This is a genomic window from Catenulispora pinisilvae, assembly GCF_015356865.1.
Lineage (GTDB): Bacteria > Actinomycetota > Actinomycetes > Streptomycetales > Catenulisporaceae > Catenulispora > Catenulispora pinisilvae.
The window spans coordinates 23878-49635 of the sequence record NZ_JAAFZA010000004.1; the positions used below are offsets into that span (position 1 = coordinate 23878).

A 25758-nucleotide genomic window follows, 5' to 3' on the forward strand; every position below is an offset into this window, starting at 1 on the left:
ACCAGCGAGCGTGGCATCTGAGCGCGAGGCGCGACCACGAGATGAGGGTGCCATGACGGCCGTCGAGTTCGAGAACGGTTTCCCGACCAGCGACAGCGCGAAAGCCGCGCAGAGTGAGGTGGCCCTGCGAAGGGCCGTCGAGGCGTACCGCTTCTTCTACCCGACGGTCTCGCTGGAGGGCATCTTCCAGGGCACCCGCGAAACCGGGGCCAAGGACAACGAAACGGCGCTGTTGTTCATCGCCCGCCCGCGCCATGTCGGCTTCACCCTGAACTCCGACACCCCGTATTCCGGCGGCGTTCTGGACCTGCGAAAGAGCGGCCCACTAGTCATCGACATGCCCGCCGGGCCGCTGATCGGGCTGGTCGACGACCATCACCATCGGTGGATCACCGACCTGGGCCTGCCCGGACGGGACGCGGGCAAAGGCGGCAAGTACCTGATCACGCCGCCCGGATGGACGGGCGAAGTGCCCGACGGCTATCTGTGGGCCGCGTGTGACACCTGGACCGCGTTCTGTGCTTTGCGGGTCCTGCCGCTCGGCGGAGATGTGGACACTGCGAAGAAGCTGCTGGCCACGGTGCAGTTCTACCCGCTCTCCCAAGCCGACGCCCCGCCGGCGTACACCTTCACCGACCGCAGCGACCAGCCGATCGACTGCACGTGTCTGGCCTGGGAGGACAACCTCGAGTACTGGCGCGTTCTGCACAAGGTCATCGACTCCGAGCCGGCGATCGAGGAGATGCGCCCGATGCTCGGCGCCCTCGCCGAAGTCGGCATCGAGGCCGGAAAGCCCTTCCCGACGGACCCGGCCGTCACCGATCTGTTGACCCGCGCCGCACAGCAGGGTCGCGACGAGATGCTGGTGTCCGCGTTCGCCTCACAGCGCCCGGACCGCATGGCCTGGCCCGACCGCACCTGGGAGTGGGTCGGCCTGCGCTCCGAGAACGGCACCTTCGAACGCGTCGGTTCCTTGGACGTCGAGGCCAAGGACCGGTGGTTCGCTCAGGCGATCGTCACCTCCCCGGCGATGTTCCGCCGTGTCGAGGGCCAGGGCTCGCTGTACTGGCTCGGGCTGCGCGACGACTCGGGTGCCTACCTTGACGGCGGACGCACGTACCGCCTCACGGTCCCGCTACCGGTACCCGCCGGGCTGTTCTGGTCCGTCACCGCCTACGACGCCCGAACCCGCTCCGAGGTCGTCGCAGACCAAGGCCAAGCCGCGCTGCGCTCGCTGTTCGACGATCTGACCCCGGCCGACGCGGCGCAGGTCGACCTGTACTTCGGCCCGTCCGAGCCGGCCGAGGCCGCGGGCCGTTGGGTGCAGACAGTCCCCGGCCGCGGATGGTTCGCCTACTTCCGCATCTACGGCCCCGGCGCACCGGCCTTCGACGGAAGCTGGAAGCCGGGCGATTTCACCCCGGTCGCAAGGTAGGTCGCCAGGTGAGTAGCCGGGTGAGTAGCCGGGTGAGTAGCCAGTGAAGATGGACTGGCCTGCGAGAGGAGGGTTTGCTGCCGCCGGAGGTGCCGGTGCCCTCGACGGACCTGGCGAGCGCGTGGATTACAACAACTCGACTACCAGGCCTAGGGACTTCCTCCGAAGTCACGCCATACCCCGCCCCAGGAGTTAGGTTACTAAGGACCCTGCACCACGGTGTCCTTCCGGAGGGCGGAACTCGATGCGGACGCGGACAGGGCAACCGCCCCAAGCGTTTCACCCCGCCCGGATCGGGCCCTATGAGGTAGTGCGCCGGCTCGGCGCCGGCGCGATGGGTGAGGTGTTCCTCGCGCGCTCAGCCTCCTCGCGGCTGGTCGCGGTCAAGACCATCCGGGCCGGGCTGGCCGAGCATCCCGGGTACCGGCGCCGGTTCGCGCACGAGGTGGACGCCGCCAAGCGGGTCAGCGGGGCCTTCACCGCCGCGGTGGTGGGCGCCGATCCGCACGCCGATCTGCCGTGGCTGGCCACCGTGTACGTGCCGGCGCCGTCGCTGGAGGAACTGGTCACGGCGTGCGGGCCGCTGGCGGTCTCGGCGGTGCGCTGGCTGGCCGCCGGGTGCGCCGAGGCCCTGGAGTGCGTGCACCGGGCCGGGCTGGTCCACCGGGACTTCAAGCCGGCCAACGTGCTGGTCACCGCCGACGGTCCGCGGGTCATCGACTTCGGGCTGGCCCGCAGCGACGGACTCCCGCAGGGCACCGCCGTCGGGATGGTGATGGGGACGCCGCTGTACATGGCCCCCGAGCAGGCGATGGGGGATCGGGACGTCGGGCCGGCCGCCGACGTGTTCGCACTCGGCGCGACGCTGTACCACGCAGCCACCGGCGCCGCCCTGTATCAGGAGGAGAAGGCGGTCGGCGTCCTGCTGCACAAGATGCGGCAGCCGCCGGACCTCACCCCGCTGCCCAGCGAGCTGCGCGGCCTGGTGGCCGGGTGTCTCGCCCTGGAGCCCGGGGACCGGCCGACGCCCGCCTCGCTGCTGGCCGCGCTGGCGCCGCATCTGGCCACGGCCGACGCGGCGCGGCCGCTGCCCGAAGCCGTCCTGGCCTACGTCGAGGACTACCGCGGCACGCAGATGGAGCTGGCGCGCTCGCGGCGTCCGCTGCCGCAGGCGGCCACGGCCCTCATCTGGGAGCCGACCCATGTGGCGGAGCCTTTCGACAGCTTCGGCGATGGCGACGGTAGTGGTGATGGCAACGGCGGTGGCGACAGCGGTGGCGGGACCGGGACCGTGGACGAGGACGTGCGGTCCCGACATCCGTCGCTGCCTCCGGGAGTGGAGCCGGTGGACCTCGTGCCCTCGGGCTGGGTGCCGGCGGACCACGCGCCGACGAACCGGCGGCGCGCGCGTACCGGATGGTGGAGCCGGGACGGCTTCGGGCGACGCTCGCCGGTGGGACCGACCGTGGTCGCCGTCAGTGTCCTGCTCGCCCTCGGTGTCGCGGCGATCGGTGGTCTGCTGCTCATCGGCTCGCTGAGGACCGGAAACGGGGGCTCCACGGGACCGGCGGCCGGCGCCGCGCCCGGCCCTGCGTCGTCGGCGGCATCGGCATCGGCATCGGCGACGACGGCCGCGACCCGACCCACGGGATCGCCACCCGGCACGCCGCCCCCGACTAACTCCCCGCCGCCGCAGACCCGGCCCGCCGGCCCGCCGCTGGGCGGTCCGCCGCCGCAGGGCCCGCCGATCAGCCCGCCACCCGGCGCCGTCACCGAGATCGACGGCACCCGACTCGGGGTACGCCCGCCGTTCGGCGACCCGCGGACCACCTACATCCTCAACGGCGTCGGCTGGCCGGCCGGGCAGACCGTCACCGTCACCTTCCTCAACGGCGCCGCACCGCCGGTCAAGACAGTCGTCGACGGCAGCGGGACGTTCAGCGTCGCGCTCGATCAGGGGGCTGGTTCGGTCCTGCTGCCGGACGGGCGCTACCACGTGCGGGCCTCCTCGGGCGCCCGGTCGCTATCGGTGTCGTTCGTGGTCGGGCCGCCGCTGAACTAGGGGCGTTACCCCGTCCCGTAGTCTGCGTCGCATGCAGCGCGTCTGTTTCCTGTTGAAGGTGAAAGCCGAACTCGCGGCGGAGTACCGCGCACGGCACGAGACGGTGTGGCCGGAGATGCTGGCGGCGCTGAGCGAGTCCGGCTGGCGGAACTACTCGCTGTTCCTCCGACCGGACGGCCTGCTGGTCGGCTACCTGGAGACCGACGACTTCGCCGAAGCGCTCGCGGCGATGGCGCAGACCGACGTCAACGCCAGATGGCAGGCTGAGATGGCGCACTACTTCGAAGGACTGGACGGCGGTGCGGCGGACGCGGCGATGGTTCCGCTGACCGAGGTCTTTCATCTGGCCTGAGCGCCCGCCGCAGGAAACCCTTCGCGCTCGGACCACGTGAGCATGGTTACTTCCGCCTGTTCAGAGATCGGTCCGGACGGCGCCTACGGGGCGCTGAGCTTCAGCGGCTAACGTCGGCGTAACGTGCAGTCGTTCGAGGCCGGGAGTGGCGGAGCTGTGAGATTCGGACTGCTTGGGCCTCTGACCGTGGTCACGGACGAAGGGCTGTCGGTCGCGATTCGAGGCAGGATCAGGCGCGCCGTGCTGACCTCCCTGCTGCTGGAGCCCAACCAAGTGGTGAGCGTGGATCGGCTGTGCGGCGCGGTGTGGGGTGACGCGGTGCCGTCGGCCGCCATGGCATCGCTCCACAATCACGTCATGCACGTACGAAGGCAGCTCGGATCCCAGGCGGGCGCTCGGATCCGTACTCAGTCGCCGGGCTACCTGGTGGAGGTCCGGCACGCGGAGCTGGACGTCGAAGTCTTCGAGAGCCTGTGCGCCAAGGGGCATCAGGCCGCGCTGGCCCAGGACTGGGCCCAGGCTTCCGTCTTGTTCCGGGAGGCGCTGGTCTTGTGGCGCGGCGAGCCCTGCCCCGATCTGGCGGAGGCGGGGACGGTGGCGTCGCACATTCACGGATTGTCCGAGATCCGGTTGGCTGCGCTCGTGGCGCGGGTAGACGCCGACCTGCGCCTGGGACGACACGGAGAACTCGTCGCCGAACTCCGGATGCTGATCAACGAGCACCCGCTGCGGGAGATGCTGCACGAGCTGCTGATGCTCGCCCTCTACCAGGCGGGGCGCCGGGTCGAGGCGATGGACGCCTTCCTCCAGCTGCGCAAGACGCTGGTCGACGAGCTCGGCGTGGAGCCGTCCGCGCGGACGCGGGACCTGCATCGGCGCATGCTGGACGCGGACCCGACGCTCGACATCCGGTACGCCTCAGCGAGCAAGCCGGCGACAAAGAACGCATCGAACGCATCGACGATCACCAATGATGACAACGAAACCGACGACACCAACACCGCCACCGATGCCGCCCAGGACCAGCAGCCAGCCACCGCCTCAACCCTCCCAACCTCCAGCATCCACTTCAGCGGACGAGCGACAGAACTCCGCGCGATATGCGACCACCTGGCAGCCGCCGAGCACGAAGCCCACACCGTCCCGATGCTCGTGCTCTCCGGCCTGGGCGGAATCGGCAAGAGCGCACTTGCGGTCCGCGCCGCGCACACCCTGTCGGCCGACTACCCGGACGGCCAGCTCTACATCAGCCTGCACGGCACCAGCAGCGTGCCGCGGACCGCCACCGAGGTGCTCGGCAACCTGCTGCGCGACCTCGGAGTGCCGAACTCCGACCTCCCGTCCGACGAGGAAGGACGCGCCGCCCGCTTCCGCTCCCTGACCTCCGGTCGCAGGCTGCTGATAGTCCTGGACGATGCCCGGGACGCGGCCCAGGCCCGCCCGCTGCTGCCCGGCAGCGGCTCCTGCGCCGTCCTGGTCACCAGCCGACGGCGCCTGCCCGGGCTGGTCGACGCGATCCCCATGCACCTGGACGCGCTGGCGCCGGCCGAAGCCCTCGAAGTGTTCACCGGCATCGTCGGGACGAAGCGGGTGGACGCCGAACCCGAGGCCACCGCTCAAGTATTGGGCTACTGCGGCGGTCTGCCGCTGGCGCTGCGGATCGCCGCGGCCCGGCTGGCGTCCCGGCCGGCCTGGACCGTGGCGATGCTCGCGACCCGGCTGGACGGCGAGCACCGCCGGCTGGACGAGCTGCGGGTCGAGGACCTGGCGGTGCGGGCCAGCTTCCAGATGAGCTTCTCGAACCTGCCGGGGCAGCCGGCGCCGGGCGGGCTCACGTGTGCGGTGGCGTTCCGCCTGCTCGGCCTGCTGCCCGGCTACGAATTCGGCGTCCACGTCGCCGCGGTGCTCTTCGACCAGACCCTGGAGCAGGCCGAGGACCTGTTGGCCACGCTGACCGACACCAGCCTGGTCGAGACGACGGTCCCCGGCCGCTACCGGCTTCACGACCTCCTACGTGTGTTCGCAGTGGAGTTGTCGAGCGCGGAGCTGACCGAGGACGAGCGTGACCGCACCTCGCGCCGCCTCCTCTCCTGGTACGCCGACGCGCTGCTGGCCGCCGTCCGCCTGATCGGCCGGAGCAAGCGGATGCCGCCCGGCGCCGAGCAGGCGATGGGCGAGCCGCACTGGCAGCTCCCGGAGTTCGCCGCCCACCGGGACGCGCTCGCCTGGTGCCAGGCGGAGGAGGACCACCTGATCTGGGCGCTGCGCACGGCCTCAGCCCGGAAGTGGCACGACATCGTGGTGCGTATCGCAAGCCTGATGTGGTTCTACTACATCGTCGCTGGAAGCCATGCGCCGTTCGCGACGACCCAACGGCTGGGAGCCGACAGCGCGCTGGCCCTCGGCGACGAACCCGCCTACGCCTGGCTGCTCACCGGGCTGGGCAGCGCGCTGAAGCAGGCCGGTGACTACGAAGAGGCGATCGACTGCTTCCGCAGTGCCCTGAGGATCAGGCAGCGGCTCGGCGACGAGCGGGGCCTGGTGAACATCCAGAACAACATCGCCAGCGCGCGCTACCTGCAAGGCCGCTACGACGAGGCGCTGGAGTGGTTCGGCCAGGCCGAGGCGGCCGTCACCGCGATCGGCGACCTGGCGGCGCTCAGCATCATCCTCAACAACGCCGCCGAGACCTGCAACGACATGGGCGACCTGCCGGAGGCCGTGGCCAAGTACGAGCGCTCGATCGAGCTGGCCGTGGCGACCCGGAACCTGCATCAGGTGGGCATGGCCAGGACCGGGTTCGGCGAGACGCTGCGCCGGATGGGCCGGCTCACCGACTCGCTGGAACAGCACCGGCTGGCGCTGGCCATCCAGGACGAACTCGGCAGCGATCACCGCCAGCTGCTGACCGCCCTGGACCGGCTCGGTGCCACGTTCGCGGACCTCGGGCGGGTCCAGGACGCCCGGCATTCGTGGCAGGAGGCGCTGGCCCTCGCTGAGCGGACCACAGACCTGCGGGCCGCCGAGATCCGGGACCGGCTTGAGGAAGTAGCCAAGGCTGATCGAAGTCAGGCTGATCCAAATCAGGCTGGTCCAAGTCAGGCTGGTCCAAGTCAGGCTTCTTCATAGGTCACGCGGTCCGCGAACCCGTCCGTTCCCGAACCGCGAGCAATGGGGCAACGAAATAGGGCACGAGGACGACCACCGCGCAGACGATCGGTTCCCAGAAACCGAAGGTGCCAGGCGAGTGATCCGCCAACGCTGTCCGCAGCCAGCTGCCGACGTGCCAAACGCCGGGGATGACGATCACGACGAGGCAGGCGGCGGACAGGACCGCGCCGGCCAGGAGCAGCCAGCTGTACCAACGAGCCACCCGCACGTCGGCCCGACCGGCCCGGTCCAGTTCGGCCCGTTGCCCGGCGTTGAGCCGGCCGAACCTGGCGCGCAGCGTCAGCCGGGCCACCCGGCTCAGGTCCAGGCAGTCGAAACCGAGCACCAGCACGCCGTACAGGTCCGAGCGCAGGAAGATGACCAGCTGCATCGACATCGCCAGCACCTGCATGTCCGCCTGCCCGGCCAGGAAGCCGAGCAGCGTGGCCGGGGCGTGCCAGTGGTGGTGCAGCGCGGTCCAGCGCAGCGCGAGGTTGACCGCGAGGATCGTGGAGTCGAAGGCCAATCCGGCGAGCAGCGGCCCGAACCTGGCCCGTCGCGACACGGTTCGCAGGGCACTGAGATCGGTTTGCAGGACCAGGATGTAGCCGCGGCGGCCGACCGCGATCCCGGCCGGCACTCCGGCTCGGCGACCGGCGATCCAGTGCGCGCCTTCGTGCCCGAAGGCCAGCACGATCTGCGTCGCCGTGAGCAGGGCCAGGCTGAGCAGCGGGTCGTGGAGGAAGTACAGGGCGGCGCCGGAGGGCCGCAGGGCCCGGTCGAAGACGAGCGCGAGGAGGTCGGCGAGGAACACCAGCGCGTAGCAGGCCCACATCGGGCGGCTGAATGCCGGGCCGAGCAACCGGACCGCTGCCGTGCCCCACCGTCCTCCGGTGCGGTCCGAGGCGGCGGCCGCGGCGGTCTTGACGTCGCCGATCTTCGCCACGAAGCCGAGCCCGATCAACGCTTCGGCGAAGTCCGCCACGTCGATCTCGGTGCCGGTGGTGGCCAGTACGTGCGCGGCGGTCTCCTCGATGGTGCGGCCCTCCCCCAGGGCCTCGATCACCGATCCGGCGACGGCCGGCAGGACGACGAACTCGCCCTGCGCCGGATCGCCCACCATGATCTCGTCATCGGTCCCGTGCGGCTGGATGCTCAGGGGGCGCAGGACCAGGCGAGTGTCGCCGGTGAGCGCAGGCGCCTCGGCCGCCTGAGCCGCCTCGGCTTCCTCAGCCGCCTCGGACACGGAGGGCATCTCAGCCCTCTTCCACAGCGGACCGCGCGGGAGCCGTCGCGCAGACCGGGCAGTCGGCGACCCGCTCCCACTCGCGCTCACTCGCCTGTCCCGTCGCCAGATCCACGATGTGGTAGCGGCCCGCGGACACCGGCTCGGCGAACCGCGTGAGATAGCGAACGATCTCCAACGAAATCAGCCCCATGAGTTGGAGCACCACCGGCCCGGTCGAGCGGTTCGCGGACGGCAGGTCCGCCTCGAACCGGTTCACCAGACCGGCCAACTCCCCCGCCTTCGCCGCCTTCTCCGACGACTGGCAGCGCCAGCAAGCCGAACGGCCCGGATCCACCGACCAGTACGCGAGCTGACTGCCCTGGCCGCCGCCGGAGACGTAGGGGATCCCCGCCGCCACGCAGGCGTCGTTGACCCAGTCCGCGGCCGCGACCGGCTGATCGATCCCGGCGAGCACCAGATCGGCGCCCGCGATCAGCGCCGGTACGTCCTCGGGGCCGCTGACGCGCTGGAAGACCGTCTCGACCGCGATCTCCTGGTTGAACGCGCGCACCCACTCGGCGGCCCGCTCCACCTTGGGCCGGCCGATGTCCTCGGCGCGATAAGTGAACTGGCGCACCAGATTCTTCGACTCGACCAGATCGAAGTCGACGAGCCGCAACCGGCCGACGCCGAGGCCGCACAACGCCTGGAGCGCGGCGGACGCACCGCCCACCCCGAGCAGCACCACGTGCGCGTCCAGGAGCTTGCGCTGGAAGTCGGCGGGACGCTGCGCGAGCGAGGCGTGGGTGGCGAAGAACTCGAGGTTGCCGGAGTAGCGCTCACGCTGCCACTCGGTGAGGCCGTCGGGCGAGGCGTCGACGAGCAGCCCCAACTCGTCGAAGACTTCGAGCGCCTTCTCGACGTCCGACGCGTCGAGCTCCCAGGGCCCGGCGGCGGCGAGCGCCGTCGCCAGCTCCGCGACCGGTCGGCCGCCCTCGGCCAGAAGCTCAACGAGCCGCTCCAACTGGCCGGCCTCGTCGCCGAGCACGATCTCCTGGACCGGGTCCTCCACGAGGATCCGCAGATCGGCGCCCGCGCGCTCCCACAGAGCGTGTTTCAGCTTCGGGATCATCGGCCCTGCTCTCCTTGCGTGGTCCGGCCGGCGGCGCGCGACCGGCGGCCGACCCCGGTGGGTCCGGCCGCCGTATCCGTGGCTTCAGGGTCCCCGTGGCCCCCGCTGTAGCGGCTAGAGCTTCGGCGGCGGCATGTAGATGGTCGCCTGCACCTTCTCGACCTTCTTGACCTCGATCTTCATGGTGTTCCCTCCTTCCCGTGCTCGCTGCCGCCAGCTTCGCGCCCAGGCCTAACAACGGCATAACACGGATGTATCAAGGCATCGGCCCGCCCGGCCGACGGGCATTGTCATAGCGCGTTTGCACCCGAATCAATACGCTGTGTCGTGGTAGTCGATGTCCTGTTCGATCCGTCCAGGTGGGGGACCGTGACCAGTCTGATCATCCAGCTTCCGGACCGCTTGTTGGAGTTGGAGCGGGAGCAGGAGGTGAGCTTCGGGCGCGGCGGCCGGGGCGGGGCGGTGGACGTGCGGTTCGACGATCCGGCCGTGTCGCGGCTGGCCGGGCGGATCCGCGCGGTGCAGGACTACTGGACCATCTCCAACTTGAGCTCGCGGGCCACCTACATCGTGGAGAACCCCGAGGGCGGCGGCGAGTTCCTGAAGGTGGCGCCGGGGCGGCTGAACATGCCGGTGCCGTTCGAGATCTCGCGGCTGGTGGTGCCGGGCCGGGACGGCCAGATGTCGGTGACCGTGTTCGCGCCCGAGCACGTCTACGTCACCGACGCCACCCACCACGGCGCGTTGACCACGCAGGTGGCGTTCCTCCTGAACGAGAGCTCGAAGTACTTCCTGGTCCTGGTCGCGTTGTGCGAGCCCCGGCTGCGCGACGGGGCGTCGGTGATGCTGCCGAGCGTGCCGCAGATCGTCGAGCGGCTGCGGCATCTGGAGTCCTGCCGTGATCTGACACGGTCCGCCGTCAACTTCCACATCGACTACCTCGCGCGCTCCAAACTGCGGGTGCGCGACGCCGCCGCGGAGGGCGGGGAGGAGAAGGCCGACTGGCAGCGGGCCGCGCTGGTGTCCACCGCACTGCGGTTCAACCTGGTCCGTGAGGAGCATCTGGGGCTGCTGCCGTCGCGGATGCCGCGTTCGGGGGCGGGCCCGACGGAGATCGCCCATCCGCAGATGATCGAGACGATCGCGCCCCGCAAACGGAAGTGAACACCCCCGATCGGTGAGCCGTCCGGCTCCGGGATCAGTGGCCGACCGCAGGTCAGCCGCAGATCGGCGGGCATCCTGGAGGCTTACAGGTGTCGGCGTGCGCCGCTCGGTGCTGCCATGAAGCTGTGATGGCTGACATCACGCCACGGCGGATACGGGAGGCGGAACGATGGGGAGTGCCGACAGGACGACGGTCGACCGGCTGGCCACTTGGTTGGAAGCGCTGAGCCCGGTCCTGGACCGGCTGGCCTGGTTCGTGCCGCAGGACTTCAGCCACGATTTCTCGCCGGAGTCGCTCGACTCGCTGGAGTGGGTGCTGGCGACGCGGCTCCCTGATTTCGGCGCGCCACAGGCCCTCGACACCGGGCTGGCCGACTCCGCTGCGGCGTATCTCGGCGAGGCGTTGATGCGGGTCGGCGGCGGGCGTTGGGTGTGGGACGAGGATCCGGCGTGGGACGAGGATCCGGCGAGCCAGGCGGCAAGGCCGGCGGGGAGTCCGGCGGCGAGCCAGGCAGGGAATCCGGCGGCGAGTCGGCCGGTGGTCCGGTTCGACGACGCGCTAGGCCTGCCGCCGATGTCGCCGCTTCAGCTCATGGTCCAGGCCCGGGACGCCGGGACGGGGACGGCGTTCCGGGCCGCCCTCGCCGATTTGCGGGAGACGGTCAGCGGGTATCAGGCCTCGCATCCGGGCTGGACGCCGACGACGGTCCACAGTTCCAGCGTCGATCCGGTCGCGTTCGACGAACTCCCGCCGCCGGACCCGTGGCTGAGCCGTTGGCTGGCCTCGCGCGCGGCGGACTTCCCGCGGTGGGCGGACGAGACCGGCGACCCGCGGGAGTGGCAGTTCGCGCTGGAGACCATCGACGGGTTGGAGCGGCTGTTCCTGGACCGGTTCGGTACCGTCGAGCGCTTCTCGGCGCCGGCGAGCCAGGGCTTCGTCGCCACCGCCTCGTGGCTCCTCGGCGAGATCTTGCGCAGAGCGGCCCCGGACTGCGTGTTCTGGCGCTACTACCCGGTCCCGCCCGGGTACGCCGATGCCGCCGACTACTTCAAGCAGGTCGGCTACCCCTATGTCGGCTCGCCGGTGATCGGGCGGTTCCCGGACCTCGAACTCCTCGACCCGCGGGTGCTGCTGCGGATCGTGGTCGAGGAGCGCCGGCCGGGGTGGCTGCGGATCCGGATGGACGACTTCCTGACGCCGGCCGTCCCGGAGACGGGCTCGGACCGGATGCCGACACGCTCCTGAAGCCGGCCCGTCCCGGATGACGGCGCGGGCTGCCCGCGATGTGGACAGTGGCATGATTATTCGGCGAGTCGTATATAGTTACACCCATGTCCAAGGTCCTCACGTCTCTGCCAGCAGGTCAGCGCGTCGGCATCGCCTTCTCCGGCGGGCTCGACACCTCGGTCGCGGTCGCGTGGATGCGCGAGAAGGGCGCCGTGCCCTGCACCTACACCGCCGATCTCGGCCAGTACGACGAGCCGGATCTGCCCGGCGTGCCCGGGCGCGCCGAGGCCTACGGCGCCGAACTCGCCCGCCTGGTCGACTGCCGCGCCCCGCTCGTCGAGGAAGGCCTGGCCGCCCTGGCCTGCGGCGCCTTCCACATCCGCTCCGGCGGCCGCGGCTACTTCAACACCACCCCGCTGGGCCGCGCCGTGGCCGGCACCCTGCTGGTGCGGGCGATGCTCGAGGACGACGTCCAGATCTGGGGCGACGGCTCGACCTTCAAGGGCAACGACATCGAGCGCTTCTACCGGTACGGCCTGCTGGCCAACCCGGCGCTGCGGATCTACAAGCCGTGGCTGGACGCCGACTTCGTCAGCGAGCTCGGCGGCCGGGCCGAGATGTCGCAGTGGCTCACCGAGCGCGACCTGCCCTACCGGGCCAGCGCCGAGAAGGCCTACTCCACCGACGCGAACATCTGGGGCGCCACGCACGAGGCGAAGTCCCTGGAGCACCTGGACACCGGCCTGGAGATCGTCGAGCCGATCATGGGCGTCCGGTTCTGGGACCCGAAGGTGGAGATCGCCACCGAGGACGTCACCATCGGCTTCGAGCAGGGCCGCCCGGTCAGCATCAACGGCAAGGTCTTCGCCACCGCGGTCGACTTGGTCCTGGAGGCCAACGCGGTCGGCGGCCGGCACGGTCTGGGGATGTCGGACCAGATCGAGAACCGGGTGATCGAGGCCAAGAGCCGGGGCATCTACGAGGCCCCCGGCATGGCCCTGCTGTTCATCGCCTACGAGCGCCTGGTCAACGCCGTCCACAACGAGGACACCGTCGCCGCGTACCACAACGAGGGCCGCCACCTGGGCCGGCTGCTGTACGAAGGCCGTTGGCTGGACCCGCAGGCGCTGATGATCCGGGAGTCCCTGCAACGCTGGGTCGGCCGCGCCATCACCGGCGAGGTGACGCTGCGGCTGCGGCGTGGCGAGGACTACTCGATCCTCAACACCACCGGCCCGGCGCTCAGCTACCACCCGGAGAAGCTGTCGATGGAGCGCACCGAAGGCGCGGCCTTCGGCCCGGTCGACCGCATCGGCCAGCTGACCATGCGCAACCTCGACATCGCCGACTCGCGGACCAAGCTGGAGCAGTACGCGCGGCTGGGGATGGTCGGCACCGGCGCGGGGTCCGCGGCGGCGGAGCTGTCCGGCGGCGGTGCGTTCCCGAGCGAGCTGATCGGCGCGATGACCGACGGCGGGGCGCAGACCATCGCGGCTCGGGCCGGTGCCGAGGTTGACGACGAGGAACTGCTGGATCACGCGGCCATGGAGGCCGGGAACGACTGAGCGTCCGACGCGGCGGGAGTCGCGTCGGAAGTCACGCCGTGAATCGCCTCAGGAACCGCGTCAGGAATCGAAGACCATCTCGGTCACGATGCCCGGCACCCGCGCTCGCAAGGGATAGAGCACCGTAGCGTGCCCTTGATGCACCCCCCGCGCAGCGCCGGTGCCGGCCGTCACGGTGAACGTCACGTCCTCGCCGTAGCGGCTGGTCACCCGGGACGTCACCTTGACCGTCGACGGGTCCAGCGTGCCGTCGTAGGTGAACGACCGCGCGAGCCCGACCCAGTCCCACGAACTCAGGTCCCCGGGATACATCACCACCGTCCCGTCGGTTCCGCGGTGGCCCCACTCCGGATCGGAAGACGTCAGCGGCCGGTAGCGCATCGGATGGCGCCAGTCCGCGTAGACGAGGAACACCGAGGAGTTGTTCCCCTTGATCAGTTCCTCGGCCTGGGTGAACTCCCCGGCCAGGATGTCCTCGGCGGGCACCACGCGGTCGGGCAGGTCGGCGTGCGGATCCCCGGCCAGGGCCGCGGCCGCCGACGGCGCGGTGGGCACGGCGCCGGCCATCGACGCCGAGCCGTGCGTGGCCGACCATCCCACGAGCACCGCAAGAAAGACGACGCTGGAAACGCCCAGAACCGGAACCCGGCGCGGACCGCGCTGCCACCACGTGTCGACCGCCGGAACCCGGTCCGAGCGCAGCATCCCGTCGCCGACCACCCCGCCCCGCAACGCGGCCGGGGCCAGCCGGTGGAACAGCGCGCCGACCGCCAGCCCGGCCACCGGGAACATGATCGCCTCGTACCGCATGTGCGAGGGGCTGACCCCGGCGAGCATCACGAGGTAGGTCCCCGCGATCGCCCCGAGCAGCACGCCGGAGACGACGTCGGTGAACCGGATCAGCACGAACACCAATGCCCCGGCCAGCAACGCCGACAGCGCCTTGTCCCCTTGCAGCATCCCGAGCACGTCGACGCGCGTGATGGTCCACGCCACCTGCCCCGGGTCCGCGGACACCTGCGACATCTGCGACCCGGTCCCGCTGCCCGCGAACCGCCCCTCCAGCAGGTGGACGAACACCGTCGTCCCGACCACGATCGCGGACGGCCACAGCCAGTCGTTGCGCCACCGGCGGCTCCGCCCGCGTCCGGGGAACGCGACCGCCCACGCCCAGCCGAAGAACGCCAGGCCCGCAGCCGTCGGCATCACCTGCCGGCTCAGCTCCAGCAACACCGACAGCAGCGCCAACAGAACCAGGTTGTGCGGGCGGGCACGCCGCCCCAGCGGCAGGTTCAGCAGGATCAACGCCAGCACCGCGATCGCGACCGGATCGGTGACCGCCTCGGCCAGCGTCATCATGAACCCGCAGGCCCCGAGCACCGCGCCCGCGGCCAGCGCCGCGGTCGGCCCGTAAAGCCGCTGCACCAGCCGGGTCACCGCCCACAGCATCACCGCGAACGCCACCATCGCGGCGATCGGCATCCCCTCGGTGATACCGAACACCGCGACGAACGGCGCGGCCAAGAACGGGTACAGCATGCGCGACTGGACCATCAACCACGTGGGATCGCTGTGCGCGAAGTACCAGGATTCGGCGATGGTGCCGGAGTTGGCGAACTGTTTGCGCAGCGCGTCGGCGTCGCTGAAACCCAGGTCACGCAGCGCCATCGTGACGTAGTACCGGCTGTCCGGCGGGAACGCGTATGCCGAGTAGTGCAGCCGCGCGTAGTAGCCGAAGACCAGCGGGACGAGCACGATCAGCAGCACCGCGGCGTTGACGCCGAAGATGTCACGGTGCACCAAGCGGTCGAACTGCGCGGTGAAGCGGTTACCGGTCGCTATGGGATCGGAGGCGGCCAAGTCCTCATCAACCGGTTCCGGCTCTGGAAGCGATTCGGCCGCAGCGGCGAGCTCGGTATCCGACGTCATGCCCGCCCCTGACTGTGCCCCGATTGAGTGGCAGGAAGCTATCACGCGCTCCTGCGTCTAGGTCGCAGGACAACGCCTGTATAGGCGGGCAGCGCCTCTCGCGCGGCTAGGGTGCCGCGGCGTCGTCCTCAGAACCGAAAGCGGCCTCGTCTTCTTCCTTCTTCTCTCCATGTCCAGCCAGCCCACGGATCTCGTGCGCGAGCCCGAAGGCCGGGCCGCCGATCAGTTCCCAGGTGCGGGCGATGCCGATCAGGAAGAACACGATGACCAGGATCGCGACGTTGTCGACCGCGTTGGTGTCGTGCGGCTTGGCGATGATGGCCAGGCCGAAGCCGAGCTGGAAGGCGAATGCCGCGGTCAGCGTCGCCAAGAAGACGGCGTCCCGCCGGTACCGCCACTTCACCGCGTGCGCCCGCACCAGCGAGATCGCCGACGCGGCGACGAACATCAGCCCCACCACCGACACGCTCACCGTCGTGTATCCGACCTTCTCCCCGGGCAGGATCGCGAACAGCGAGACCGCGAGCGCGTTGGTGAAGGCGGTCAGCGTGCCGGACGCGCGCAGCCGGTAAGCCCGGGCATCGACGTGGTGGGAAAGCCGGTCACCGGAGACCGAGATCGCGACGAACAGCAGACCCACCAGCGCCCCGGCGACGCCGGCGGACGTGGCGAAGAACGAGTTCAGATCTGACGGCGTCACCGGAGAAGTTTCTCAGACCTCGGGCCAAACGATGACCGCCGCGCCCGGCACGTCCACTTCGCAGCGTTCGCCGATCCCCGGTTCCTGACCGCTGGGGACGGTGACCGTCAGCTCGTGACTGGCAGTGTGGCCGACGACGGTGTCGATCGCGCCGTCGTCGCCGAGCCGGAGCAGCAGTTCGGCGACCGGCCCGAGGTGGGCCACGTCGTCCACAACGGCCGCCGTCCCACCGGCGGCGACCAGGCGGACGTCGTGCGGTTGAACGCACCAGGCGACCGCGGCGGGCACCTTCGTGTGCTGCCACGCGGGAGTGTTGAGGGCCGCCTCGGGAAGCGCGATGCGCAGCGGCCCACTTGCCAATACCCCGTCGGCATCGACGTGGCCGTGTGCGATGTTGCGGACGCCGAGCAGCCGGGCCGCCGCCGGGCCGGCCGGGTGAGTCAGCACCGCACGCGTGGGGCCGTCCTGCAACACGGCGCCGTCGGCGAAAAGCAGCGTGTCCTGCGACAGCAGCGCCGCGTCGTCCGGATCGTGCGTCACCAGCACCGAGGTCAGCGTGGTCTCGCGCAGCACGGTGCGCAGCAGCCGGCGCAGCTCGTCGCGGACCGGGGCGTCCAGGCCGGCGAACGGTTCGTCGAGCAGGAGCAGCCGTGGCTCGCGCACCAGGGCCCGGGCCAAGCCGACCCGCCGGGCCTGGCCGCCGGAGAGCTGATCGGGATAGCGGTCGGCGAGGTCGGTCAGCTTGAGCCGGTCCAGCCAGAACGCCGCCAACGCCGGATCGGCGCCGACGCCGAAGGTGACCTGCTCCCAGACCCGCAGGTGCGGCAGCAACGTCGGGTGCTGCGGAAGGTAGCCGATGCCGCGCTTCTCAGCGGGCAGCGCGGCCAGGTCGCGGCCGCCGAGGGAGATCTCGGCGGCCTGCGGCTTGAGCACCCCGGCCAGCAGGCGCAGGGTCGCGGACTTGCCGGAGCCGGAGGCGCCGAGGATGGCCAGGTTGCGGCCCACCCCGCGATGCTCGACCGCCAGCCCGAAGCCGCCGAGGCGGGCCGCCATCCGGAAGTCGAGGACAGGGCCCTGCGACAGAGCCGGGGGGCGGGGGGCCGGGAGCCGGACCGGTCGGCGCCGGTGCGCGCGCCGGGCCGGGCCGCGGTCGGCGATCAGCAGGACGACCAGGGCCGCGCCGAGCGTCACCAGCACCGGGACCGTGGTCGCGGCCAGCCCGGTGCTGCTGAACTGCACGTAGGTGAACACCGGCAGGGTGTAGGGGTGGTAGGCCAGCACGATCGTCGCGCCGAACTCGCCGAAGGCCCGCAGCCAGGCCAGCAGCATCCCGGCGCGGATGCCCCGCGCGGCGATCGGCAGCGCGACCCGCAGCGTCCGGGACAGCGCGCCGTGGCCCAGGGTCGCCGCGACGTCCAGTTGGGCCGGATCCACCGCGGCGAAGGCCGAGCGCGCCGAGACCACCAGGAACGGCGCGGCGACGAAGCACTGGGCCAGCACGACACCGGTGGCGCTGTCGGTGAGCCCGCCGTTGAAGAACTGGCCGATGGTGGTGTACGGGCCGACCAGGTAGATCAGCAGGATGCCGCTCATCAGCGGCGGAAGCGCCAGCGGCAGCTGGACCGCGACGCCGAGGGCGCCGGCGGTGCGGCTGCCGGAGCGGGCCAGCAGATAGCCCAGCGGCACGCCGAGCAGGGTGACGACGGCCGTGCTGATGGTCGCGGTGATCAGCGAGGTCCGCAGCGCGTCCCCGACGCCGGGCGCGGCGGTGGCCGAGCCGCCCTGGCCCGGTGCCCGGACCAGGAACGCGACCAGCGGGACCAGCAGGTAGGCGACCAGTAGCGCGGCCAGCCACGGCAACGGGGTGCGCAGCATCCGCGCTCCCGGACTCCCGACGGCCGACCGCACTGTGCCCACTGTGTCGGTACCCGGCTTCAGGGCTTCAGCTAGCGCTGAGCAGGGTCTGGAGCTGCGCGGGCACGGAGCCGGCGGCGCCGGTCACCTTGATCGGCTGCAACTGGAGGCCGTGCTTGGTCATGAAGGCCTTGCCCGCGTCGCTGAACAGGTACTGCACGAAGGCGATGCCGGCGGCGTTGTCCGGGGCCTTGTTCAGGACGCTGACGGTGTACGTCGCTTGCAGCTTGATGTCGCCGAGGGTGACCGTCGGGATGTTCAACTCGGCGGCCTCGCTGGAGTAGAAGAAGCCGGCGTCCAGCTGCCCGGACTGAAGGCGGCCGACCAGCTGCTCCTCGGGAAACACCTGCACCGCCGAGGCGGGGATGTTGTCCTTGGTCAGCGCCTGCGCGGCGAGCTTGCCCTTGGGGTCCAGCTTCGGGTCGGTCGAGCCCATCTTGAAGCCGGCCTCGGTGATGACCTGGTTCCACGGCTTGGACTTGATGTCGGCGGCGAACTTGCTCTTCGGGTTGTAGGCGATGACCAGCGGGGCGGTGGCGAAGGTGGCGTACCAGGTCTCCCAGCCGCCGTTGGCGTCGCCGATCAGGCCGGTGTTGGCGTCGGTGGCCGCGCTGATGAAGACGTCGGCCTGCTTGACCTTGCCCTTGATCTCGCTGACCAGCTGGGTCGAGCCGGCCGCGTCGCCCTGGAAGTCGCCGCCGGTGGCCTTGTCGTAGGCCGGGCCGAGGTCGTGTTCCATCAGGTTCGCCAGCGAGGCGGCGTAGGCGACCTTGACCGGGCCCGGTGCGGACAGCGCCGAGGAGGATCCGGTGGTCGCCGAGGACCCGGAGGACGGCGCCGAGGATGGCGACGATCCACTTTTCGGCGTGCTCTTCGAGCTGCTGCACCCGGCTCCGGCCAGCAACAGGCCGGCGGCGATGGCTGCGGCGACTGGCTTCTTCACGAACGCCCCCTTCGGGTCTTCACGGTCTTCTACTTCGGCTACTCGACGGTCGCGGACAGCGCGCGGACGACACACGGAAGACATGCCGCCTCCCGCGCGTCGCCGGCGGGGCCTCAGCCCTCGTCGGCTTGCTTGCGGGCGGTCCCGGCGCGTTCCACGACCACGGTCGTGGACTTGATCACCGCGACCGCCGTGGCGCCGACCCGCAGGTCCAGCTCGTCCACGGCCTCCCGGCTCATCAGCGACACCACCCGGAACGGCCCGGCCTGGATGTCGACCTGCGCCATCACCGCGTCCTTGGTCACCGCGGTGATGATGCCGCGCAGCCGGTTGCGGGCCGAGGACACCTCCGAGCGCTCGTCGGCGGCCGACGCCAGCGACGCGGCGAACGAGGCGAGCTCGGGGCCGGGGACCACCCGGTGCCCGTTCTCGTCCCGTTGCGCGCTCAGCCGGCCGGCATCGGCCCAGCGGCGCACGGTGTCGGCACTGACGCCGAGCAGTTCGGCGGCCTCACCCATCCGGTAGACGTCCACCCGGCGAGCTTACATCGCAGACGCGAGGGGGAAAGGCCTGAAGACCTTGCATTTCCATTACGAATGGCGCTCAGTGATTGGCAGCTGCTGTGACACCCCTTGCTTCCAGCCGGGTGCGCCCTACTGTGGATCGTGGGCCGCACCGCCGGTGGGACGCGGGCGCCGCGAGGAGGGATCCCATGGTCGCTGAGCACATCGGCGCGATCGGACCGGCCGTCGACGGGCCGGCCCGGCCAGCTCGGCCGGTACGGCTCGTACGGCTCGACGGCGAGGTGCGCTCGCCCCGGGTCCTGAGCGTCCCCGAGCTGTGGTCGCTGCCGCGGCACGAGTGCGAGGTGGAGTTCACCTGCCGCAAGAGCGGGCCCCGTCGGCATCGGTTCGCCGGGCCGCTGTTGCTGGACGTGGCGCGGCTCGCCGAGCCGGCTTTCGTACCCGGGGAGCGCAAGGACCGGCTGCGGTTCCTGATCTCGGTGCGGGCCGGTGACGGGCACCGGGTCGTGTTGTCGTGGGCTGAGATCGATCCGGAGTTCGGGAACGTGCCGGTGCTGCTCGGGCTCACGCGGGACGGCGGTGCCCTGGACGCGGAGGGACCGCAGTTGGTCGTGCCGGGCGACGTCTGCGGCGCGCGGCATGTCAGCGGGGTCGCCGACCTGCGTATTCGGAGCGATTCAGGGGACTGATCGTTGTCGGGTGCGGCAAAGTGCTTCAGCGCTTGTAGGCCGGTTCCGGGGTCGGCAGCGGGTCCGGGTTGGCGAGCACCCAGCGGACTGCCAGCTCACTGAGTCGCCCGACGTGCTCGTCGGAGGTGCCGCGGCCGTAGGCGGAGGCCAGTTTGGTCGCCTCGGCGAGTTCGGCTTCGGGGAGCGGGACGCCGGAGGCCAGGAGGGCGGGGACGGTGCGGGCCATCGTCCGGAAGTCCTGATCCCAGTTGATGCCGCCGTTGTCGAGGACTTCGTGGGCCAGGCGGCCGGTGACGCGGATGGCCTCGCCTTGGGCGGTGGCGGCCGGGCCGCTGCTCGGGACCAGCGTGTCCCACAGTTCTTGGTGCTGGTCGGGCCAGGTGGTGGCGGTCACGGTGATCGGGGACGTGCCGTCGTGGGTGCGGCGTGGCGCTACCGGGGTGACGTCGAAGAGCTCGTACAGGCGGGTCAGCGCGGCATCGGTCTCGGCCAGGTAGTCCGGGTTGAAGCCCGCGCGGTGGAACTCGAAGCGCTTGCCGATCTCCTCGACCCGCTGGCGCATCCGCTCGTTGCTCGGGGTTCCGGCCGCCAGCAGGACTTCCGCGATCTCGGCCATCCCGGGCAGGGCGGCGTTGGAGCAGGACGCGAGTGCCTCCTCCAGCGCGGACCGGCCGCCGTCGAGCTCCAGCGGGTCGGCGCCGCGGGCGAGCAGGAGGCGCACGGTCGAGGGCTTGTGGCCTTCGGCCGCCGCACGCAGGACGGGGCGTCGTGAGGAGCGGAGGTCGGCACCGGCGTCCAGGAGGGCGGTGACGACCGGGTCGTTGCCTACGCGCGCGTGCCGCCACAGCGGGGTGCGGCCGTAGTGGTCGGGGGCCTCGATATCGGCGCCCTGGGCTACCAGCCAGCCGACCAAGTCCGGCGGGATGTCGTACATCCCGAGCGCGGTGGGGCCGTAGGCGTCCTGGTGGGCGTCGAGCTCGGTGGTCTCGAAGACCGCTTTCACCGCGTCCACATCGCCGGAGCGGAGCCTGGTGTCGAAATCCTTCGGCAGCCGCTTCTTCTTCCTCGCCATGCGGGCAGCATAGGGAAGGCCGCAGACATCAGGATCCGGCGGCGCCGTTCCGGATCTCGGCGGTCGCCGAGCGGTAGGCCTCGGTGGTCCGCCGGTACATGTCGAGCATGACCATGACCTGGTCCAGCGAGTAGTGGGCCGCGACCTCGGCCAGGTGGCGCTGGGAGATCTCGGCGGCGGCGTGGTAGTCGGTCATGCCGTCCGGGAGCAGTTCGACATAGACCGCGCGGCGGTCCTGGTCGCTGCGGACGCGGCGGACGTAGCCGGCCTTCTGGAGCCGGTCGATGACGCGGGTCGCGGAGGCGGAGGGCAGGCCGAGTTCCTCGGCGATCGCGCCGACCGGCATCGGGCCGCGGGATTCGAGCAGGATCGCGGCGGCGACGTCGGCCGACTGCAAGCCCAGGCGGGCGGCGACGGCTTCGTTGTGGACCATGAGCGCGACCAGGAACTCGCGGAAGATGTCGGCTTCGGCGGGGCCCGGTTGGAAGCCGGGGGCTGGCGCTTCTGCGGCTGTCTCTGTCCCTACCTGTGCCTCTGCGTCGCTCACGGTCGCATTCTACTTCGGTTCGATGTATCTTCGAAATGGAGAGAGTTCGAAATGGAGATACACCGTAGTGGAGTGATTATGGACGTCATCGTGATCGGCGCGGGGCTCGGCGGGCTGGCCGTGGCCCGGCGGCTGCTGGCCGACGGACACCGGGTGCGGGTCTTCGAGCAGGCTTCGGAGCGGCGGACCGGCGGTGCCGGGTTGGGGCTGTTCTGCAACGGACATGCCGTGCTGCACGATCTCGGCGTACGCCTCGACGGGCTCGGGCAGCGGCTGGACCGGATCGACGCGCGGACCGCCGGCGGGACGCTGCGGACCCGGGTGAATCTCGCGCACGCCGCGCAGACGTACGGGTTCGACAGCCGCGCGGTCTCCCGGGCCGAGTTGGTGGAGCGCCTGTCGGAGGGGTTGCCCGCGGATCTTGTCGCGTTCGGGAAGGCGTGCACAGGAGTGAGCCAGACCGCGCGCGACGTCACCGCGACCTTCGCGGACGGCACGTCAGCCACCGCCGACCTGCTGATCGCGGCCGACGGCCACCACTCCGCGGTGCGCCGACAGCTGTGGGGCGACGGCGCGGTCGCGCCGGCCACGTTCGGGACCTGGCAGGGGCGCAGCCCGATGGACATCGACGTCACCGACACCCATCTGCACTACATGATCACCGGCAAGGAAGGAGCCTGCGGCCTGATGCCGGCCGGAGGCGGGCTGGTCCAGTGGTGGTTCGACGTGCGCTGGCAGCCCGGCGACCCGCGCCCCGAGAAACCCCTGGAGGACCTGCGCCGCCGCTTCGGACACTGGGCATCCCCAGTCCCGGAGGTACTGGCCGCCGCCACCGACGACACCCTCGACTTCTTCGGCCACCACTGGAACAAGGTGCGCCCGGTGTGGGGCGAGGGACGCGTCACGCTGCTCGGCGACGCCGCGCACACCATGCCGCCGACGCTGGGGCAGGGGGCGAATCAGAGCTTTGAAGACGCATGGGTTCTGGGCAAGGCGCTAGCGGCGGCCGAACCCGCGGAGGCACCCGAGCGGCTGCGCGAGTACGAACAGGCGCGGTACCCGCACGCCGCGCTGGTGTCGCGCATGGCCAAGCGGAACCCGGCCAACCAGCGGATCCCGGCGTTCTTGGGGCGGCGGATTCCGGAGACGTCCTACACACGGCTCTTGCGGAAGTTCAGCAATCGGCTGGCTTAGCGAGGCGGGCCGAGGCTGGGTCCGGCCGACGAGCAAGTTTCTGTATCGTTCACTACAGAACGTGGTAGGTTCTTCTGTAGCGAACGCTACACACTCTTGTGAGGGGTCTTCCATGCTGGTCAGCAGTACGCCTATCGCCACGCCCGAACCCGCCGCCGTCGCCGCCGTCGAGCCCGTCCTGGCCCGCACCGTCGGCGGCACCGGCCCCGGCCTGCTCCTGGCGCACGGCGCCGGGGGCAGCGTGGCCCTGAACTACGGGCCGGTCCTGGACGGCCTGAGTGCGGGGCACACCGTGGTCGGGGTCGACTACCCCGGGACCGGCCGCACGCCGCGCGCCGCCGAGCCGCTCAGCGTGGACTTCCTCGCCGATCAGGTAGTCGCCGCCGCGGATGCCGAGGGGTTGCGGCGCTTCGCGGTGGCGGGTTTCTCGCTGGGCGGGCCGGTCGCGATCCGGGTGGCGGCCAAGCATCCGGAGCGCGTCAGTGCTCTGATCCTCACCGCGACGTTCGCGCGGCGGGACGCGCGGCTGGATCTGGCCGCGAAGCTGTGGGGTGAGCTCTATCGGGCCGGCGACAAGGTGCGGCTCGCGGAGTACCTGACGCTGGTCGCGCTCAGTACCGAGGCGCTGCGGGCCACTCCGGCGCCGGATCTGCGCGGGGCGATCGAGGGGCTGGCCAAGCTGATCCCGGCCGGCACGCCCGAGCACGTGGACCTGGTCCGGCGGGCGGACGTGCGGGCCGATCTGGCCTCGATCGCCGCGCCGACGCTGGTCATCTCGACCACCGGCGATCCGCTGGTCTCGCCGCATCTGCACGAGGAGTTGGCGGCGCAGATCCCCGGCGCGCGCCTGGCCCGCATCGCCACCGGTCACCTGCCGTTCGCCGAGCGGCCCAAGGAATGGCTCGGGCTGATGACCGGGTTCCTCGCCGAGCACGCGGTGTGAGCCGGAAGCCTTGGAAACCAAGGCCTGAAGCGCGGAACGGGCAGGCACGCGGCCACGGGGGGCGCGGCGCGCCGACCCCCGCCTCAGTGGTGGAACACCGACCGGTTCACGTCCGGCAGCGGCTGCGTCAGCTTGTCGAGGTAGGCGACCGTCTCCTCCAGGTCCGCCACCAAGTTCGCGGCCAGGTCCATGCTCATCCCGTTGCGGACCACCACCCGCTGCACCACGGTGTCGGACAGGTTGTCCGGCATCGGATACGCCGGCACCAGCCAGCCCTTCATCCGGAGCCGGTCGGAGACGTCGTACAGCGTCCAGTTCGGCCCGTAGCCGGGTTTCTGGCGCCAGGCGAACACGGGGATGTCGTCGGCGTCGTTCCAGAGCTCGAAGCACTCCATCGCCCCGATGCGGTCGGCGAGGTACTTCGCGACGTCCATGGACGCCTTCTGGACCTCGTGGTAGCCCAGGCGCCCGAGCCGCAGGAACTGGAAATACTGCACCAGCACCTGAGCGGCCGGGCGGGAGAAGTTCAGGGCGAAGGTCGGCATGTCGCCGCCGAGGTAGCTGACCTTGAAGACCAGGCTCTCCGGCAGCAGGTCGCGGTCCCGCCACAGGATCCAGCCCAGGCCCGGGTTGACGAGGCCGTACTTGTGGCCGGAGGTGTTGATCGAGGCGACCCTCGGGACCCGGAAGTCCCACTCCAGGTGCGGTTGCAGGAACGGGGCGATCATCGCGCCGGAGGCGCCGTCGACGTGGATCGGGATGTCCAGGCCGGTCTCGTGCTGGATCTCGTCCAGGGCCCGGCTCACTTTCAGCACCGGTTCGTACATGCCGGTGTAGGTGACGCCGAGGATGCTGACCACGCCGATGGTGTTCTCGTCGACATAGGACTTCAGGTTCGCGCCGTCCAGCGTCTTGTGTTCCTCGGTGATCGGCACGTAGCGGGGCTCGACGTCCCAGTAGTTGCAGAACTTCTCCCACACCACCTGCACCGCCGAGCTCATCACCAGGTTCGGCCGGTCGGTCGGCTTGCCGGCCGCGCGCCGGGCCTCCTGCCAGCGCCGCTTGAAGGCCAGGCCGCCGAGCATGCAGGCCTCGGAGGAGCCGATGGTCGAGCAGCCGATGGCCCGCTCCTGGTCCGGCGCGTGCCACAGGTCGGCCAGGATCCGCCAGCACCGCTCCTCGATGGCCGCGGTACTCGGGTACTCGTCCTTGTCGATCATGTTCTTGTCGAAGGACTCCAGGTAGAGCCTTCGGGCCTGGTCGTCCATCCACGTGCCGACGAAGGTGGCCAGGTTCAGCCGGGCGTTGCCGTCGAGCATCGCCTCGTCGTGGACCACCTGGTAGGCCGTCTCCGGCAGCATCGGCAGGTCGGCCAACCGGGTCCGGGGGCGGCTGCGCAGCTCGCCGGGGCGGGCGAAGAGCGGGTTGACGTCGACGTCCCCGCGCAGATCGCGTTCGCGGTTGTTGTGCGGCATGCGTGCGCCTCCTAGAGAACAGACTCCCCGAACAACGCTCTCCCGCACCGCACCGGACGGCAAACCAAGGCGTCCGCGCGAGAACCCCGCGCCGGTGCCCCAGGACGCGAAAAGACCCCGGGCCACCAGGCCCGGGGTCCTCAGCTGGAGTGCGTCAGCGGTTGACGCAGACGTTGCCGGCGCTGCCGAGCAGAGCCGACAGGATGCCCACGTTGTCGCCGCAGACGTTGATCGGGATGTTGACCGGCACCTGGATCACGTTGCCGGACAGCAGGCCCGGCGAGCCGATCGCGCCGCCGATGGCACCGGCACCGGACGCGGAGGCCGTGCCGGCGAAGCCCACGACCGCGAACGCTGCCATGGCGGCGGCCACGATGGTCTTGCGCATGCTCATTGAAGCTCCCTGACGTTGGAAGGTGCGAACGTCGGGGGCTTTACCCCGTCCGGCCGCTGCTCATCTCCGGTCTACACCGTCGGCCGGATGGTGCGTCAACCCGGCGAATACCCGCTCC

General features: G+C 70.8%; 21 protein-coding genes. 10 read left to right on the forward strand and 11 right to left on the reverse strand.

Annotation, left to right across the window (positions count from 1 at the left end):
• The first annotated feature begins 52 nt into the window (after positions 1-52).
• The 4 genes from IZR01_RS02095 (at position 53) to IZR01_RS02110 (ending at position 6978) form a co-directional block, all read left to right on the forward strand.
• Positions 53-1435: a DUF1254 domain-containing protein gene (locus IZR01_RS02095; RefSeq protein ID WP_194922669.1), complete on the forward strand. Its 1383-nt coding sequence runs from the start codon at positions 53-55 to the stop codon at positions 1433-1435.
• 244 nt (positions 1436-1679) lie between these two features.
• Complete coding sequence (locus tag IZR01_RS02100) at positions 1680-3497, forward strand: serine/threonine-protein kinase (protein WP_194922670.1); 1818 nt, start codon at positions 1680-1682, stop codon at positions 3495-3497.
• Positions 3498-3528: 31 nt separating this feature from the next.
• On the forward strand, positions 3529-3849 hold the full coding sequence (locus IZR01_RS02105) for an L-rhamnose mutarotase (RefSeq protein ID WP_194891362.1): 321 nt from the start codon (positions 3529-3531) through the stop codon (positions 3847-3849).
• 240 nt (positions 3850-4089) lie between these two features.
• Positions 4090-6978: an AfsR/SARP family transcriptional regulator gene (locus tag IZR01_RS02110; RefSeq protein WP_194922671.1), complete on the forward strand. Its 2889-nt coding sequence runs from the start codon at positions 4090-4092 to the stop codon at positions 6976-6978.
• 1 nt (position 6979) lies between these two features.
• Here the strand turns inward: IZR01_RS02110 and IZR01_RS02115 are convergent, their stop codons facing one another.
• Positions 6980-8254, reverse strand: coding sequence for a hypothetical protein (locus tag IZR01_RS02115; RefSeq protein WP_194922672.1), 1275 nt, complete (start codon positions 8252-8254; stop codon positions 6980-6982).
• Position 8255: 1 nt separating this feature from the next.
• Positions 8256-9359, reverse strand: a complete 1104-nt coding sequence (locus tag IZR01_RS02120) for a HesA/MoeB/ThiF family protein (RefSeq protein ID WP_194922673.1) — start codon at positions 9357-9359, stop codon at positions 8256-8258.
• Positions 9360-9728: 369 nt separating this feature from the next.
• Here IZR01_RS02120 and IZR01_RS02125 point away from each other — a divergent pair, with 369 nt between their 5' ends.
• From IZR01_RS02125 to argG, 3 genes are all read left to right on the forward strand, one after another.
• Positions 9729-10523, forward strand: a complete 795-nt coding sequence (locus IZR01_RS02125) for an FHA domain-containing protein (protein WP_194891366.1) — start codon at positions 9729-9731, stop codon at positions 10521-10523.
• Positions 10524-10692: 169 nt separating this feature from the next.
• A complete protein-coding gene (locus tag IZR01_RS02130; RefSeq protein WP_194922674.1) occupies positions 10693-11769 on the forward strand; it encodes a hypothetical protein in 1077 nt (358 codons plus the stop codon).
• 86 nt (positions 11770-11855) lie between these two features.
• The gene (gene argG / locus IZR01_RS02135; protein ID WP_194891368.1) at positions 11856-13316 is read left to right on the forward strand and encodes an argininosuccinate synthase; all 1461 of its coding nucleotides are present in this window, start codon (positions 11856-11858) and stop codon (positions 13314-13316) included.
• Positions 13317-13376: 60 nt separating this feature from the next.
• On the opposite strand, the gene IZR01_RS02140 is transcribed toward argG, so the two are convergent.
• From IZR01_RS02140 to IZR01_RS02160, 5 genes are all read right to left on the reverse strand, one after another.
• Positions 13377-15245 carry a hypothetical protein gene (locus tag IZR01_RS02140; RefSeq protein WP_194922675.1) on the reverse strand — a complete coding sequence of 623 codons (1869 nt, stop codon included), beginning with the start codon at positions 15243-15245 and terminating at the stop codon, positions 13377-13379.
• Between the two features lie 106 nt (positions 15246-15351).
• On the reverse strand, positions 15352-15945 hold the full coding sequence (locus tag IZR01_RS02145) for a hypothetical protein (protein WP_194891370.1): 594 nt from the start codon (positions 15943-15945) through the stop codon (positions 15352-15354).
• Positions 15946-15957: 12 nt separating this feature from the next.
• Positions 15958-17820, reverse strand: a complete 1863-nt coding sequence (locus IZR01_RS02150) for an ABC transporter ATP-binding protein/permease (RefSeq protein WP_194922676.1) — start codon at positions 17818-17820, stop codon at positions 15958-15960.
• Positions 17821-17887: 67 nt separating this feature from the next.
• Positions 17888-18802 (reverse strand): substrate-binding domain-containing protein, encoded by a 915-nt coding sequence (locus IZR01_RS02155; protein ID WP_194922677.1) that lies wholly within the window; start codon positions 18800-18802, stop codon positions 17888-17890.
• A 113-nt stretch (positions 18803-18915) separates the two neighbouring features.
• Positions 18916-19320 (reverse strand): TOBE domain-containing protein, encoded by a 405-nt coding sequence (locus IZR01_RS02160; RefSeq protein WP_228553780.1) that lies wholly within the window; start codon positions 19318-19320, stop codon positions 18916-18918.
• Positions 19321-19514: 194 nt separating this feature from the next.
• Between IZR01_RS02160 and IZR01_RS02165 the strand changes: the two genes are divergently transcribed.
• Positions 19515-20015 carry a molybdopterin-binding protein gene (locus IZR01_RS02165; protein WP_194891374.1) on the forward strand — a complete coding sequence of 167 codons (501 nt, stop codon included), beginning with the start codon at positions 19515-19517 and terminating at the stop codon, positions 20013-20015.
• A 25-nt stretch (positions 20016-20040) separates the two neighbouring features.
• On the opposite strand, the gene IZR01_RS02170 is transcribed toward IZR01_RS02165, so the two are convergent.
• Positions 20041-21087, reverse strand: a complete 1047-nt coding sequence (locus IZR01_RS02170) for an ankyrin repeat domain-containing protein (protein ID WP_194922678.1) — start codon at positions 21085-21087, stop codon at positions 20041-20043.
• A 28-nt stretch (positions 21088-21115) separates the two neighbouring features.
• Positions 21116-21634: a MarR family winged helix-turn-helix transcriptional regulator gene (locus IZR01_RS02175; RefSeq protein WP_194891376.1), complete on the reverse strand. Its 519-nt coding sequence runs from the start codon at positions 21632-21634 to the stop codon at positions 21116-21118.
• Positions 21635-21712: 78 nt separating this feature from the next.
• Between IZR01_RS02175 and IZR01_RS02180 the strand changes: the two genes are divergently transcribed.
• Together IZR01_RS02180 and IZR01_RS02185 are read left to right on the forward strand one after the other, a co-directional pair.
• The gene (locus IZR01_RS02180; protein ID WP_194922679.1) at positions 21713-22828 is read left to right on the forward strand and encodes an FAD-dependent monooxygenase; all 1116 of its coding nucleotides are present in this window, start codon (positions 21713-21715) and stop codon (positions 22826-22828) included.
• Between the two features lie 112 nt (positions 22829-22940).
• On the forward strand, positions 22941-23771 hold the full coding sequence (locus tag IZR01_RS02185) for an alpha/beta fold hydrolase (protein WP_194922680.1): 831 nt from the start codon (positions 22941-22943) through the stop codon (positions 23769-23771).
• An 83-nt stretch (positions 23772-23854) separates the two neighbouring features.
• On the opposite strand, the gene gad is transcribed toward IZR01_RS02185, so the two are convergent.
• Positions 23855-25246 (reverse strand): glutamate decarboxylase, encoded by a 1392-nt coding sequence (gad, locus tag IZR01_RS02190; RefSeq protein WP_194922681.1) that lies wholly within the window; start codon positions 25244-25246, stop codon positions 23855-23857.
• A gap of 154 nt (positions 25247-25400) precedes the next feature.
• Positions 25401-25640: a chaplin gene (locus tag IZR01_RS02195; protein WP_194891380.1), complete on the reverse strand. Its 240-nt coding sequence runs from the start codon at positions 25638-25640 to the stop codon at positions 25401-25403.
• Positions 25641-25758 lie beyond the last annotated feature (118 nt).

Excerpts from the sequence above, each read along its gene's own strand:
- IZR01_RS02120 (WP_194922673.1), bottom strand. The coding sequence starts at position 9,359 with ATGATCCCGAAGCTGAAACACGCTCTGTGGGAGCGCGCGGGCGCCGAT.
- IZR01_RS02095 (WP_194922669.1), top strand. The coding sequence starts at position 53 with ATGACGGCCGTCGAGTTCGAGAACGGTTTCCCGACCAGCGACAGCGCG.
- IZR01_RS02185 (WP_194922680.1), top strand. The coding sequence starts at position 22,941 with ATGCTGGTCAGCAGTACGCCTATCGCCACGCCCGAACCCGCCGCCGTC.
- IZR01_RS02105 (WP_194891362.1), top strand. The coding sequence starts at position 3,529 with ATGCAGCGCGTCTGTTTCCTGTTGAAGGTGAAAGCCGAACTCGCGGCG.
- IZR01_RS02160 (WP_228553780.1), bottom strand. The coding sequence starts at position 19,320 with ATGGGTGAGGCCGCCGAACTGCTCGGCGTCAGTGCCGACACCGTGCGC.
- IZR01_RS02180 (WP_194922679.1), top strand. The coding sequence starts at position 21,713 with ATGGACGTCATCGTGATCGGCGCGGGGCTCGGCGGGCTGGCCGTGGCC.
- IZR01_RS02195 (WP_194891380.1), bottom strand. The coding sequence starts at position 25,640 with ATGAGCATGCGCAAGACCATCGTGGCCGCCGCCATGGCAGCGTTCGCG.
- IZR01_RS02170 (WP_194922678.1), bottom strand. The coding sequence starts at position 21,087 with ATGGCGAGGAAGAAGAAGCGGCTGCCGAAGGATTTCGACACCAGGCTC.
- IZR01_RS02150 (WP_194922676.1), bottom strand. The coding sequence starts at position 17,820 with ATGCTGCGCACCCCGTTGCCGTGGCTGGCCGCGCTACTGGTCGCCTAC.
- IZR01_RS02115 (WP_194922672.1), bottom strand. The coding sequence starts at position 8,254 with ATGCCCTCCGTGTCCGAGGCGGCTGAGGAAGCCGAGGCGGCTCAGGCG.
- argG (WP_194891368.1), top strand. The coding sequence starts at position 11,856 with ATGTCCAAGGTCCTCACGTCTCTGCCAGCAGGTCAGCGCGTCGGCATC.
- IZR01_RS02140 (WP_194922675.1), bottom strand. The coding sequence starts at position 15,245 with ATGACGTCGGATACCGAGCTCGCCGCTGCGGCCGAATCGCTTCCAGAG.
- IZR01_RS02165 (WP_194891374.1), top strand. The coding sequence starts at position 19,515 with ATGGTCGCTGAGCACATCGGCGCGATCGGACCGGCCGTCGACGGGCCG.
- gad (WP_194922681.1), bottom strand. The coding sequence starts at position 25,246 with ATGCCGCACAACAACCGCGAACGCGATCTGCGCGGGGACGTCGACGTC.
- IZR01_RS02130 (WP_194922674.1), top strand. The coding sequence starts at position 10,693 with ATGGGGAGTGCCGACAGGACGACGGTCGACCGGCTGGCCACTTGGTTG.
- IZR01_RS02100 (WP_194922670.1), top strand. The coding sequence starts at position 1,680 with ATGCGGACGCGGACAGGGCAACCGCCCCAAGCGTTTCACCCCGCCCGG.